General features: G+C 67.6%; 10 protein-coding genes and 1 pseudogene. 5 read left to right on the top strand and 6 right to left on the bottom strand.

Annotated elements, in window-relative coordinates; translation table 11 throughout:
* Positions 1-7 precede the first annotated feature (7 nt).
* Complete coding sequence (locus DIE13_RS21000; RefSeq protein ID WP_124828906.1) at positions 8-3,115, top strand: biosynthetic peptidoglycan transglycosylase; 3,108 nt, start codon at positions 8-10, stop codon at positions 3,113-3,115.
* Positions 3,116-3,170: 55 nt separating this feature from the next.
* On the opposite strand, the pseudogene DIE13_RS21005 reads toward DIE13_RS21000, so the two are convergent.
* Positions 3,171-3,254 (bottom strand): annotated as a pseudogene (locus DIE13_RS21005) (GFA family protein); the annotation flags it as partial.
* Positions 3,255-3,298: 44 nt separating this feature from the next.
* Positions 3,299-3,982 (bottom strand): FadR/GntR family transcriptional regulator, encoded by a 684-nt coding sequence (locus DIE13_RS21010; RefSeq protein WP_124829095.1) that lies wholly within the window; start codon positions 3,980-3,982, stop codon positions 3,299-3,301.
* Between the two features lie 155 nt (positions 3,983-4,137).
* Here DIE13_RS21010 and dgoD point away from each other — a divergent pair, with 155 nt between their 5' ends.
* The gene (gene dgoD / locus DIE13_RS21015) at positions 4,138-5,286 is read left to right on the top strand and encodes a galactonate dehydratase (RefSeq protein ID WP_124828908.1); all 1,149 of its coding nucleotides are present in this window, start codon (positions 4,138-4,140) and stop codon (positions 5,284-5,286) included.
* 126 nt (positions 5,287-5,412) lie between these two features.
* On the opposite strand, the gene DIE13_RS21020 is transcribed toward dgoD, so the two are convergent.
* The gene (locus DIE13_RS21020; protein ID WP_124828910.1) at positions 5,413-6,345 is read right to left on the bottom strand and encodes a CopD family protein; all 933 of its coding nucleotides are present in this window, start codon (positions 6,343-6,345) and stop codon (positions 5,413-5,415) included.
* 377 nt (positions 6,346-6,722) lie between these two features.
* On the opposite strand from DIE13_RS21020, the gene DIE13_RS21025 reads away from it, so the two are divergent.
* The 3 genes from DIE13_RS21025 (at position 6,723) to DIE13_RS21035 (ending at position 10,386) form a co-directional block, all read left to right on the top strand.
* Positions 6,723-7,484 (top strand): c-type cytochrome, encoded by a 762-nt coding sequence (locus DIE13_RS21025; RefSeq protein WP_096507137.1) that lies wholly within the window; start codon positions 6,723-6,725, stop codon positions 7,482-7,484.
* Between the two features lie 19 nt (positions 7,485-7,503).
* Entirely contained in the window at positions 7,504-8,802 is a 1,299-nt protein-coding gene (locus DIE13_RS21030; RefSeq protein WP_124828912.1) for a cytochrome c, read from the top strand.
* A 129-nt stretch (positions 8,803-8,931) separates the two neighbouring features.
* Positions 8,932-10,386 carry a DEAD/DEAH box helicase gene (locus DIE13_RS21035; RefSeq protein WP_124828914.1) on the top strand — a complete coding sequence of 485 codons (1,455 nt, stop codon included), beginning with the start codon at positions 8,932-8,934 and terminating at the stop codon, positions 10,384-10,386.
* Here the strand turns inward: DIE13_RS21035 and DIE13_RS21040 are convergent.
* From DIE13_RS21040 to DIE13_RS21050, 3 genes are all read right to left on the bottom strand, one after another.
* Positions 10,380-10,886 (bottom strand): hypothetical protein, encoded by a 507-nt coding sequence (locus DIE13_RS21040; protein WP_124828916.1) that lies wholly within the window; start codon positions 10,884-10,886, stop codon positions 10,380-10,382. The two genes, DIE13_RS21035 and DIE13_RS21040, sit on opposite strands and share 7 nt — an antisense overlap.
* Before the next feature lie 70 nt (positions 10,887-10,956).
* Positions 10,957-11,784: a ferritin-like domain-containing protein gene (locus DIE13_RS21045; RefSeq protein ID WP_124828917.1), complete on the bottom strand. Its 828-nt coding sequence runs from the start codon at positions 11,782-11,784 to the stop codon at positions 10,957-10,959.
* Between the two features lie 314 nt (positions 11,785-12,098).
* Positions 12,099-13,739 (bottom strand): gamma-glutamyltransferase family protein, encoded by a 1,641-nt coding sequence (locus tag DIE13_RS21050; RefSeq protein WP_124828919.1) that lies wholly within the window; start codon positions 13,737-13,739, stop codon positions 12,099-12,101.
* Positions 13,740-13,933 lie beyond the last annotated feature (194 nt).

Below are 13,933 nucleotides of genomic sequence, written 5' to 3' on the forward strand. Positions count from 1 at the left end.
TGCCGCCATGAATCGGCCGCTGAATCGCATCCTGCCGCGCGTGACCGGTAGTGCATCGGTCTGGACGTGGATCAAATGGTCTTTGCTGGCCGCGCTGGTGATCGCGATCGCGATCATTGCGCGCGTCGTACAGACCGAGATCGAGACGTCGCGCCTGCAGGCGCACTACCTGTCCGAACTCACCCGCGACGTCGGCTACACCGTCGAGACGGGGCCGAGCGACCATATCCGCTTCCCGGCGAACGGCCCGTACGACGAGCGGCTCGGCTACTCGATGATTCCGGCATTCCAGCAGCGCCTGCTCGCGCGCGGCTTCGTCGTCGGCCAGCAGGCGCGCGACTCCGAGCGAATGCTGTCGCTCGCCGACCGCGGCCTGTTCCTACCTTACGACGAGAAGGACCAGGCCGGGCTGATGCTGTTCGACTCGACCGGCTCGCCGCTGTTCGCGACGGTGTTCCCGCAGCGCGTGTATGCCGATTTCGACGCGGTGCCGCGCGTGGTCGCCAACTCGCTGACGTTCATCGAGGATCGCTACCTGCTCGACCCGGCGCAACCGAACCGCAACCCGGCGATCGACTGGGGCCGCTTCAGCCGCGCGCTCGCCGACCAGGCGATGCACGTCGTCAACCGTCACCAGGCGCGCCCGGGCGGCAGCACGCTCGCCACGCAGATCGAGAAATTCCGCCATTCGCCGAACGGGCGCACCGCGACACCGCCCGAGAAGCTGCGGCAGATCGCGTCCGCGTCGATCCTCGCGTACATGAACGGCCCGCAGACGATGCTCGCGCGCCGGACGATCCTCGTGCGCTACCTGAATTCGGTGCCGCTCGCCGCGCGTCCGCATATCGGCGAGATCACCGGCATCGGCGACGGTCTTGCCGCCTGGTACGGCCGCGACTTCAACGACGTGAACCGCATTCTGTCCGCCCCGACGACCGGCGACAACGTCGACGAACAGGGCAAGACGTTCCGCGAGGTACTGTCGCTGATCATCGCGCAGCGCGCGCCGTCGTACTTCCTGAATCGCGGCTATCCGGCGCTGCAGAAGCTGACCGACAGCTATCTGCGGCTGCTGTCGAGCGGCGGCGTGATCTCGCCCGCGCTGCGCGATGCGGCGCTCGCCGCGCAGATCGAGCGCAGCGCACCGCCGGCCGCCGCGCACGTGCAGTCGTTCGTGTCGCGCAAGGCCGTGACGTCGGCACGCACATCGCTGCTGTCGTTGCTCGGCATCAGCGACCTGTATCAGCTCGACCAGTTCGACCTGCAGGCGACCAGCACGCTCGACAACGGCGTGCAGCAGGCCGTCGCCCAACGGCTCGCGCTGGCGTCGACCCGCGATGGCGCGCAGGCGGCCGGCCTGTACGGCTTCGAGATGCTCGCGCCGAAGGACGATCCGTCGCACCTGACGTACAGCTTCACGCTGTACGAGCATCGCAACGGCGCGAACATGCTGCGCGTGCAGACCGACAGCGTGAATGAGCCGTTCGACGTGAATCGCGGCGGGCGCATCAACCTCGGCTCGACCGCGAAGCTGCGCACGCTGATCACCTACCTGCAGATCGTGTCCGACCTGCACGCACGCTACGCCAGCTTGTCGAACGCACAGCTCGCGCGGGTGAAGCCCGATCCGATCGACGCGCTGTCGCACTGGGCGCTCGACTACCTGTCGCATACGCGCGACCGCTCGCTGCAGGTGATGCTCGACGCGGCGGTCGAGCGCAAGTACTCGGCAAGTCCCGACGTGTTCTACACGGGCGGCGGCGCGCAGGTGTTCTCGAACTTCGACAAGTCGGACAACGGCCGCATCATGACGCTGCACGCCGCGTTCGAGCATTCGGTCAACCTCGTGTTCGTGCGGCTGATGCGCGACATCGTTCATTACGAAATGCTGAAGGCGGCCGGTCCGTCGTCGTCGTGGCTCGACGATCCCGAACAGCGCCGGCATTACCTCGCGCAGTTCGTCGACGGCGAAAGCCAGGTCTACGTGAAGCGCTACTACACACGCTATGCGGACAAGGCCCCCGACGACGCGCTCGCGCTGATGCTGCAGGACGTGCGCAAGTCGCCGCCGAAGATCGCGACGGTGCTGCGCAGCGTCGCGCCGAACGAATCGCTCGCGTGGTTCGATGCGCAGATGCGCGCGCAACTGAAGGGCACGCCGGCCGCGTCGCTGTCGGACGACGATCTCGCCGCGCTCTATGCGAAGTACGCGATCGACCGCTTCAACCTGAACGATCGCGGCTATATCGCGAGCGTCCACCCGCTCGCGCTATGGACGCTGAACTACCTGCGCGCGCACCCGAACGCATCGCTCGCCGACGTGCAGCGCGACAGCCACGATGCCCGCTTCTACACCTACTCATGGCTGTACAAGACGCGCTATCACGCGACCCAGGATCGCCGCATCCGCCGCATGGTCGAGCTGCGCGCGTACGCGGAAATCACGAAGGCGTGGCGCGCGCTCGGCTATCCGTTCGCGAACGTCACGCCGTCGTATGCGGCCGCGATCGGCGCATCGGGCGACCAGCCCGACGCGCTCGCGAAACTGATCGGCCTGATCGCGAACAACGGCGAGAAAGCACCGACCGAGACGATCACTCGCCTGGACTTCGCGAAGGGCACGCCGTACGAAACGCGCTTCGTGCGCGCGGCCGCGCAACCGCAGCCGACGCTGTCGCCGGAGATCGTCAACGTGTCGCGCACGCTGCTGCGCGACGTCGTGCTCAACGGCACCGGGCGGCGGCTCGCGGGCGGCCTCACGCTGCCCGACGGCAAGACGCTGGCGGTGTACGGCAAGACGGGGACGGGCGACCAGCGCTTCAACGTGTATGCGCGCGGTGCGCGGCTGATCGAGTCGCGCAAGGTCAATCGCAGCGGCACGTTCGTGTTCGTGCTCGGCGACCGCTTCTTCGGCGTGCTGACGGCGACCGCGCACGAGCCGTACGCAGCCCGCTACGACTTTACGAGCGCGATGGCCGTGCAGTTGCTGAAGTCGATGGCGCCGGCGCTCGCGCCGCTGATCGAACGCCCGGCCGAGGCCGGCACGCGCACGACGGGCCCGGCGCCGCAGGCCGAAATGCCCACGCCGCGCGCGGCGCCGGTCGAACCGTCCTGATGGCAACGCGCGCGACGGCGCGCCGCCCTGGGCCAGCGCCATGCTGCTGCCGGCGCTAGTGCGAGCGGCCGGCGAAGCGCGCGACGGGCAGCCCGTCGATATCGACATCCTCGAGGCATCGCACGTTGATCGCGGCCATTGGCGGCTGAGCGAGCGCCTGACGGCACGCCAGCGCCCTTCCCGTCACGCCATCTCGATTCGCGCGCGCGTCACCGCGAGCAGCGTCGTCATCGCGCGGCGCGCGGCGTCCTCGTCGCGCACGCGGATCGCGTCGCTGACGGCCGTGTGCTCGGCGAGCGACGCGTTGAACACGTGCGCGCGCCGCGCATTCAGATGCAACTGGGCCTCGAGCGTGCGGTCGATCAGCGCGCCGAGCGGCACCAGCAGTTCGTTACCGCCGGCCTCCAGCACGCTCAGGTGAAAGCGCAGGTCGGCGCGCACCCATTCGTCGATGTTGCGTGCGGCGGCCATCGCACGCACCGCGTCCTCGATCGCATCGAAGCCGCCCGGGCAGTGTGCGCGCGCAGCCAGCGCGGCCGCGTGCGGCTCGATCATCTCGCGCATCTCCTGCAGCTTCAGCGCAAACGCGAGCGGCGGCGCGACGCGCGCATACCAATCGAGCAGGTCGGCATCGAGCAGGTTCCACGCGCGCCGCGGCCGCACGCGCGTGCCGACCTTCGGCCGCGATTCGACGAGCCCCTTCGACGTCAGCGTGCGCAGCGCCTCGCGCAGCACCGTGCGGCTCACACCGAACATCTCCATCAGCTCGGGTTCCCTCGGCAGCAGCGATTCAGGCGGATAGTCGCCGCGCAGGATCGCGGTCGCAAGCTGGAAAGCCGTCTGTCCATGCAGGTCGCGTTGAATGATCGTTCTCCGTTGGCGGACATGCCGCCCGTTGCCCACTATCTGCACAATAATGCTATTAATACTATTTTTTAGCGGCCTACGCTAGGATAACCGCAACGCACGCGACCGGCGTCGCATCCGCACGTCCGCGCCGGTCAACCATGGAGACTCCCGAGATGAAAATCACCCGCCTCGAAACCTTCGTCGTCCCGCCGCGCTGGCTGTTCCTCAAGATCGAAACGGACGAAGGCATCGTCGGCTGGGGCGAGCCGGTCGTCGAGGGTCGCGCGCACACGGTCGAAGCCGCGGTGCAGGAACTCGCCGACTACCTCGTCGGCCGCGACCCGCTGCTGATCGAGGATCACTGGCAGGTCATGTATCGCGCCGGCTTCTACCGCGGCGGCCCGATCATGATGAGCGCGATCGCGGGCGTCGACCAGGCATTGTGGGACATCAAGGGCAAGCATCACGGCGTGCCCGTGCACGCGCTGCTCGGCGGTCAGGTGCGCGACCGGATCAAGGTGTATTCGTGGATCGGCGGCGATCGTCCGAGCGACGTCGCGAACAATGCGCGCGCGGTGGTCGAGCGCGGCTTCAAGGCCGTGAAGATGAACGGCTCCGAGGAACTGCAGATCGTCGACACCTACGACAAGGTCGAGCAGGTGATCGCAAACGTCTCGGCAGTACGCGACGCGGTCGGCCCGCACGTCGGGATCGGCGTGGACTTCCACGGCCGCGTGCACAAGCCGATGGCGAAGGTGCTCGCGAAGGAGCTCGATCCGTACAGGCTGATGTTCATCGAGGAGCCGGTGCTGTCGGAGAACGCCGAGGCGCTGCGCGACATCGTCAACCAGACCAACACGCCGATCGCGCTGGGCGAGCGGCTCTATTCGCGCTGGGACTTCAAGCACATCCTCGCGGGCGGCTACGTCGACATCATCCAGCCCGACGCATCGCATGCGGGCGGCATCACCGAGTGCCGCAAGATCGCGACGCTCGCGGAAAGCTACGACGTCGCGCTCGCGCTGCACTGCCCGCTCGGCCCGATCGCGCTCGCCGCGTGCCTGCAGCTCGATGCGGTCAGCTACAACGCGTTCATCCAGGAACAGAGCCTCGGCATCCACTACAACCAGGGCAACGACCTGCTCGACTACCTGCGCAACCCGGAGGTGTTCCGCTACGAAGACGGCTTCGTCGCGATCCCGCAGGGCCCGGGGCTCGGCATCGACGTCAACGAGGAGAAGGTGCGCGAGATGGCGAAGACGGGCCACCGCTGGCGCAACCCGGTATGGCGTCACGCGGACGGCAGCGTCGCCGAATGGTGAGACAAGCCGGCTTGCGCGGCCGCCACGCCGCGCCGCCGGTTTCGGGACGGCCGCCCGACCAGGCGGCCGTTTTTGCGTGCGCGCCACGTGCGGGCGACGCCGCCGCGCGCCGCGCCGGGCGCACCGTCAGCCAAGCGCCGCGAAGCCCGGCACGCTGAACGACAGCACGGCGGCCGCGACGAACACGCCGATCATCGTCAACGCTTCGAGATGCAGGATGTTGCGGAACGTGTGCGCATCCTCGGTCGACGCGGTGCGACGCAGGCGCGGCAGCGCGGAGAAGCGGTTCAGCCCGCCGAGCACGAGCGCGAGCCCGACGAGCAGCAGCTTGAGCAACAGCACGCGCCCCCAGGTGCTGCCGTCGAGCGGCGCGAGCGAGCCGCCGAGCCCGCGCAGCGCATTGAGCACGCCGGTGCCGAGCACGAACACGACCGCGATCATCGACGTGCGCGACAGGTGCTGACCGATCCGGATCAGCGCGCCGCGCGCGACCGACGAGCCGAGCGCCGGCAGCACTGCGAGCCCGCCCGCGAGCACGAGGCCGCCCCACACCGCAGTGGCGAGCAGGTGCAGCGTCTGCACGCCGACCGCCGCGGACAGCGGGCCCGTATCGGCCGCATGGCCGAGCGACGCCTTGCCGCCCGCGACCACGATCACCGCGAGCCACAGCACCGCATGCGCGAGCGGGCCGTCGGGCCTGGCCAGCGCGACGATCGCGAGCACCACGGCGCCGGCGAACGCGACGCTCCACGCGAAGCCGGCATGAGTTTGCATGAGCACGGTCGGGATCGCGGCGAACGCGCCGCCGAGCCCCGCACCGCTCATTGACGCCGCCTCGTACACCAGCCAGCCGAGCTCGGCGAGCACGAGCGCCAGCGCCGCCGCGACCAGCGAATGTTGCGCGCGCAGCCATGCGGGGTGCGACGGCGCGACGACCGGCCGTGCGCCGTCCTTGCCGAGCCACGCCTTGAGCAGCGCCGAGCCGACCGCCATCGCGAACGTCGCGTCCATCAGCGCCGCCAGCGCGACCTGCCCGATCCACAAGCTGTCGATCCTCATCGTGCGCGCCCTCCCGAGAACGGCAGGCCGGCGATGCGGCGGCAGGCGGAACAACGGCGGGAAGACGGCAACGGCATGGTAAAAAACGTCATCGATGATTCCGGAAACGGGAGAAATGACTGGATCTGCGGCGGAGGCGGCGCCGCGCGACCCGCGAGTGTACGGTCTTCGATGGCCAAAGCGCACGCCGGTTCACGCTGCCGGCGCTCAAACCGCGTCAAATTGTCGCAAGTCGCAAACGGACAGGAACCGATGTCCTTTTGCCAAATAGCCGTCATTACCCATCGATGATAGAATGCCGCGTCGCAGCAGCCCGGCTGTCCTGCCGTCCACGCGCCGAGCCGATCGTAGCCCGGACAGGTCCCCGACGAATAAACATGGAGTCTCGTGTGTCTTCAAGACGCCTCTTCCGTCCGTTGCTCGCCGTTCTCTTGATCGGCAGCGCGGGCCTTATGAGCGCTGCCCAAGCGCAGACCAAGCCCGAGCAAGCGCACGCCCAGCAGGCGCCGCTCAAGGCACCCGATACCATGGCCGAGCGCGTGCGCGGCTGTACCGCATGCCACGGCGTTCACGGCCAGGGCACGGACAACGACTATTTCCCGCGGCTTGCCGGCAAGCCCGCCGAGTACCTGTACAACCAGCTCGTCAACTTCCGTGACGGCCGGCGCAAGTACCCGCCGATGAACTACCTGCTGACGTACCTGAACGACGATTACCTGAAGGAAATCGCCGAGCACTTCTCCGCCGAGCGCCCGCCGTACCCGGCGCCGGCCAAGCCGACGCTGCCGGCTGCCACGCTCGCGCGCGGCAAGCAGCTCGTCACGCAAGGCGACCCGTCCCGCAAGCTGCCGGCCTGCGTGGCCTGCCACGGCGCAGGGCTGACCGGCATGCAGCCGGCGATCCCAGGCCTCGTCGGCCTGCACGCCGACTACCTGAGCGCACAGCTCGGCGCATGGCGCTCGGGCAACCGCCACGCGAAGGCACCTGACTGCATGCACGAGATCGCGTCGAAGCTGTCCGACGAAGACGTGACGGCCGTGACCGCATGGCTTGCGGCTCAACCGGCGCCCGCCAACCCCGTGCCGGCTCCGGCGCGTTCGATGAAGACTCCGCTCGCCTGCGGCAGCGAACCGCAATAAGGCAAGGGAGACAGACACAATGAAACGCAAGTCCCTGTTTGCACTCTCGGCTGCCGCAATTGTCGCCGCCGCCGCTCTCGTCCCGGTCCTGTGGCCGGGCAACGACACGCTGCACGGCGCTGCTGCCGTCGCGGCCACGCCGGCCGACCAGGCCGCGCTGATCAAGAAGGGCGAATACCTCGCGCGCGTCGGCGACTGTATCGCGTGCCACACCGTGCGCGGCGGCAAGTCGTTCGCGGGCGGCCTGCCGATGGCGACGCCGTTCGGCACGATGTACACCCCGAACATCACGCCGGACGACAAGGACGGTATCGGCAAGTGGACGTCGGACGACTTCTACCGCGCGATGCACTCCGGCCGTTCGAAGGACGGCAGCCTGCTCTACCCGGGCTTCCCGTTCGCGAGCTACACGAAGGTCACGCGCGCCGACTCGGACGCGATCTACGCGTACCTGCGTTCGGTCGCACCGGTGTCGGTGCCGAGCCGTCCGCACGAACTGAAGTTCCCGTTCAACAACCGTAACCTGCTGATCGGCTGGCGCACGCTGTTCTTCAAGGAAGGCGAATACAAGCCGGATCCGACGAAGTCGGTCGAATGGAACCGCGGTGCGTACCTCGTCGAAGGCCTGGGCCACTGCTCGATGTGCCACACGTCGATCAACATGATGGGCGGCCCGGTGAGCTCGGCAGCCTTCGCGGGCGGCCTGATCCCGCTGCAGAACTGGTATGCGCCGTCGCTGACGAACGACAAGGAACTCGGCCTCGGCGACTGGCACGTGCAGGAGCTGTCCGACCTGCTGCAGGCCGGCGTGTCGAACAAGGGCGCGGTGTTCGGCCCGATGGCCGACGTCGTGCACAACAGCCTTCAGTACATGAACGACGAAGATACGCGCGCCATGTCGACGTACCTGAAGTCGATCCCGCAGAAGGCTGAAGCGCCGAAGAACATGCAGTACGAGCCGTCGAAGCAGTTCGGCAATGCACTGTTCGACCAGGGCAAGAAGATCTACGCGGACAACTGCGCGACCTGCCACGCCGAAACCGGCTCGGGCAAGCCGCCGGCCTATCCGCCGCTGGCAGGCAACCACTCGATCGTGATGGAATCGGCAGTCAACCCGATCCGCATGGTGCTGAATGGTGGTTATCCGCCGAGCACGTTCAAGAATCCTCGTCCGTACGGGATGCCGCCGTTCGCACAGTCGCTGTCGAACCAGGAAGTCGCGGCAGTCGTCACGTATATCCGGATGTCGTGGGGCAACAACGGTACGCCGATCTCGCCGCAACAGGTGAGCGACCTGCGTTCCGCGCCGCTTGACTAAATAACGCGCGACACAGACGGGGGCGCGGCTGCGGGAAACCGCAGCCGCGCCCCTTTGCTTTTTGCGACGCCAGTTCCCCGCGCGGGCCGCGCGAGGCGTCGCCGATCATAAAACTCAAGAGTGGTATCTATGTCTTTCGAATCTCTCGGCCTGGCCGAACCGCTGGTCAAGGCGGTCAACGAGCTCGGCTACACGTCGCCGACCCCCATCCAGCAGCAGGCGATCCCGGCCGTCCTCGGCGGTGGCGACCTGCTCGCCGGCGCACAGACCGGCACCGGCAAGACCGCCGGCTTCACGCTGCCGATCCTCCAGCGCCTGCACACGTTCTATGCCGAGCACCGCGGCGCGAAGCGCGCGGTGCGCGCGCTGATCCTCACGCCGACGCGCGAACTCGCCGCACAGGTCGAGGAAAGCGTGCGTGCATACAGCAAATACGTGAAGCTGCGCTCGACCGTGATGTTCGGCGGCGTCAGCATCAATCCGCAGATCGATGCGCTCAAGCGCGGCGTCGACATCGTCGTCGCGACGCCGGGCCGCCTGCTCGATCACATGCAGCAAAAGACGATCGACCTGTCGGATCTCGACATCCTCGTGCTCGACGAAGCCGACCGGATGCTCGACATGGGCTTCATCCACGACATCAAGCGCGTGCTCGCGAAGCTGCCGCCGCAGCGCCAGAACCTGCTGTTCTCGGCCACCTTCTCCGACGAGATCAAGTCGCTCGCCGACAGCCTGCTCGACTCGCCCGCGCTGATCGAAGTCGCACGCCGCAACACCACCGCGGAAAGCGTCGCGCAGAAGATTCACCCGGTCGACCGCGATCGCAAGCGCGAGCTGCTCACGCACCTGATCCGCGAACACAACTGGTTCCAGGTGCTCGTGTTCACCCGGACGAAGCACGGCGCGAACCGGCTCGCCGAACAGCTGACGAAGGACGGCATCAGCGCGATGGCGATCCACGGCAACAAGAGCCAGTCGGCCCGCACGCGCGCACTCGCCGAATTCAAGAACAGCACGCTGCAGGTGCTGGTCGCGACCGACATCGCCGCACGCGGGATCGACATCGACCAGTTGCCGCACGTCGTCAACTTCGACCTGCCGAACGTGCCGGAAGATTACGTGCACCGGATCGGCCGTACGGGCCGCGCGGGCGCGACCGGCGAAGCCGTGTCGCTCGTGTGCGTCGACGAGAAGCAACTGCTGCGCGACATCGAGCGGCTCATCAAGCGCGAGATTCCGCAGGAAGTGATCGCGGGCTTCGAACCCGATCCGACCGCGAAGCCGGAGCCGATCCAGCAGCGCCGCGGCCAGCAGCCGCGTGGCGGACACGGCGACGGCGGTGGCGGCAATCGCCAGCCGCGTGCAGGCGGCTCAGGCCAGCCGGCCGCGAAGCGCGACGGCAACGCGCAGCCGAAGGCCGCGAAGGCGGCGAAGCCGCGCACGGCAGGCGGCGCGAACAGCAACAGCGGCAATGGCGGCGGCAGCGGTCGACCGTCCGCCGGCAACGGCGCACGTCCCGCGACCGGCAATGCCGCGCACGCGAACCGCAACCGTTCGTCGCGCAGCGGCCAGCGCGGTCACTGAAGCCGCGCGGCCGCGCGCCGCAGATGCTCGACCTGGCGCTGCCAGCGTGCGAGCACCTCGGCGCACGCCCCTTCCAGCGCAAACGTGACGCCCGTCGCGAGACGCGCATAGCCGACCCGCTGCGCATCGCCGTGCGCGATCGTCGCAGCGAATCCGGCCAATCCGCCGAAGTCCCCTTCGAGCGGTTCGATCCTCAGTTGAGCCTGCCAGAACGCCCCGTCCGCGACGAGCGTCAACGCGGCTGCACGCCGTTGCGCAAGCGCGCGCGCCGCACGCGACTGCGGCCATAGCGCGAGCAGCAACGTGCCCGCATCGCGTGCGTAGATCTCGCCGACGCTGAGCAGCGTCGTGCGCAACTGGCCGTCGTCGGTCGCGACGATCAACGATGCGGCGAAGTCGGCGTGGCGTTCGAGCGCGGTGCCGTCGAACAGTGCGACGACGGCCGGCGGCCACGCGTCGAACGTCCATTGTTCGAGCGCGTGGCGATGGGAATCGGTCATGGTGGCGGCCCCGGTGGAAAGCGGATGACGATACCGCAGCATACGCGCCGGCCGGTTCACGCAAAGACGATCAGCGGAAGAACACGTGCTGCGTGAGCTTCGTGAGCGGATAGTGGACGCCCGGCTGGATCTTCGCGGGCAGGTCGAGCGGCTTGAGCAGCATCTTCACGCACATGTCGGCCGACAGGTTGCGTCGCACCAGCGAGTTGATGCGCGCCACGCGCGCACGATTGTATTCGCTGTCGCCGACGCGCTCCGGATAGCGGATCGCGAACACGTGGCGCAGCGCGATCTCCGAATCCTCGTTCTTGATTTCCATCACGCGACGCATCAGCGCACCGAGCACGGCGAGCCGGCCGTTGCCTTCGAGCTGGTTGTACTTCTTGAAGTATTTGAAGAAGTGCTTGTAGTGGCGCACTTCGTCCGTGCGGATGTTGTCGGTGATTTCCTTCAGCACGGGCTCGTCAGAGCACTCGTTGATCGCGCGATACAGCGTGGCCGTGCCCGTTTCGACGACGCAGCGCGCGACCATCTCGAGCGCGCGCGTCTTCTCGAACGCCTCGATCGAGCAGGTCTTCGAATACTCGTCGAAGAAATTCGCGAACGCCGTATCCCAGTCGAACTCCGGCCACACGTGCGCGATATACGCCTTCAACGCGCGGCCATGCTGCAATTCTTCGTGCTCCCATGCATTGTTGAGCCACTCGGATACTTCGGGGTCGTCGTTGAAAAACTCGCTCAGGTTGCTCGTGTACAGATCGGAGCCGCTCTCGATGAACGATGCCGCGCACAGCAGCAGCAGCAAATCCTCGTTCGCAGCGGCGCGCGGACGATCGATCCGGTTCAGATCGATGTCCTCGATACGCCACGGCATGACATGCGTCGTTTCAGTGTGCATGGTGATGCGCTCCCAGTCGTCGCGCGACCGTCCGGCCCGTGCCTTCGGCACCGGCCCGGAGCGCCCGCAGGCGACGTTTTGCTTGCATTTATAGTGGATTGGTCCGGCCGAACCATTCTGGCATCTTAGCCGGACTTCGATCTTCGTGCTTCAGAGCACTGACCATACCTGACGGGCGCAGTTCCGCCGCGCATATTGCCGTTCGTTAGATGAGTTCCTCAAACGGATTGCGCGCATGCGACGGCATGCGCTGCAGCAAGCAAAACGGGCGGCCGTTCGGCCGCCCGTCGGGGCACCACACTGGAAGCGTTCCGTCAGAAACCGGCCGCCAGCCCGTCACGGCGGCTGTCGCTCGCGGCCACGTAGCCGCGCTCGGGATCGTCCGGATCGAGGCGCCACACGAACTGCCCCGAACCGAAATCCATGTAGGGATCGTCGATCGACTTGATCGTATGGCCGCGCGCGGCGAGCGCATCGACCGTATCGCGATTCATCGTCGCCTCGACGTCGAGCGTGAAGTCGCGATTGACCTTCCAGCGCGGCGCGCAGCATGCGGCCTGCGGCTGCTGCCCGTAGCCGAGCATCCGCACGATGGTCTGCAGATGGCCCTGCGGCTGCATGTCGCCGCCCATCACCCCGAAGCTCATCACGGCCTCGGTGCGGCCGTTCGCTTCCTCGGTGACGAACGCCGGAATGATCGTGTGGAACGGCCGCTTGCCGCCCGCGACGACGTTCGGCGACGCCGGGTCCATCGAGAAGCCGTGCCCGCGGTTCTGCAATGCAATGCCGGTGCCCGGCACGACGAGACCCGAGCCGAAGCCCATGTAGTTCGACTGGATGAAGCTCACCATCATCCCGCGCTCGTCCGCGGCCGACAAATAGATCGTGCCGCCCGAATGCGGCCGGCCGGCCGCGAAGTGCGTCGCGCGCGAGCGGTCGATCAGCTTCGCGCGCTCCGCGAGATACGCATCGTCGAGCATTTGCTCGGGCGTCACTTCCATCGCGCGCGGATCGGCGACGTAGCGATAGACGTCCGCGAACGCGAGCTTCATCGCCTCGATCTGCAGGTGCTGCGAGTCGACCGAATCGACGGGCCATTCGGTCACGCCCGCATGCTCGGCGATGCCGAGCGCGATCAGCGCGGCGATGCCCTGCCCGTTCGGCGGAATCTCGTGAATCGTATGGCGGCCGAAGCGCTTGCCGATCGGCTCGACCCATTCCGGCCGGTACGCGCGCAGGTCGGCTTCGGTCAGCGCACCGCCGCCTTCGCGCGAGAACGCCGCGATCTGCCCGGCGAGTGCGCCCTCGTAGAATGCGCGCGCACCTTCCTTCGCGAGCGTGCGCAGCGTCTGCGCGTGGCCCGGCAGGCACATGCGCTCGCCGACGAGCGGCGCGCGCCCGCGCGGCATAAAGGTCTCGGCGAAGCCCGGCAGCCCCTGCAACTCGGGCACCGCGGCCGCCCACTTGTGCGCGACGATCGGCGACACGGAATAGCCGCGCTCGGCGATCTCGATCGCCGGCTCGAGCAGGTCCGCGAACGGCAGCGAGCCGAACTTCGCGTGCAGCGCCTCCCAGCCCGCGATCACGCCCGGCACCGTGACGGTATCCCAGCCGCGCGTCGGCTTGTTAGCGATGCCATTCGCGTCCTCGCCGTGGCGCTTGCGGAAATAGTCTGGGTTCCACGCGGCAGGCGCGACGCCCGACGAATTCAGGCCCGACAGCCGCTCGCCGTCCCACACCAGCGCGAACGCGTCGCCGCCCAGCCCGCACGACACGGGTTCGACCACCGTGATCGCAGCCGCGGCGGCCAGCGCCGCGTCGACGGCGTTGCCGCCCTTCCACAGCATCCGCAGCCCGGCCTGCGCCGCGAGCGGGTGCGACGTCGACACTACGTTGCGTGCGAACACCGGAATGCGGGTCGTCGGATACGGGTTGTGCCAGTTGAAGCCAGTCATCGGTTCTACCTCGTCGAAAGCTGAATGAACGCGCGCCCGCGCGTGCGGGCAGTCCGTCATTGCAGCGCGATCCGCGCAATCGCACAAATTCATTTGTCACATGAATCCATGCAGTTTCCGCATGAATCGCCGGCCACCGTGCGCGGCAGGCCGGTCGAACGCCCTTCCCGCCCTTACAATAGCCGCTCCGCCTT

Origin of the sequence: Burkholderia sp. Bp9016 (genome assembly GCF_003857765.1) — a bacterium.
Taxonomy (GTDB): Bacteria; Pseudomonadota; Gammaproteobacteria; order Burkholderiales; family Burkholderiaceae; genus Burkholderia.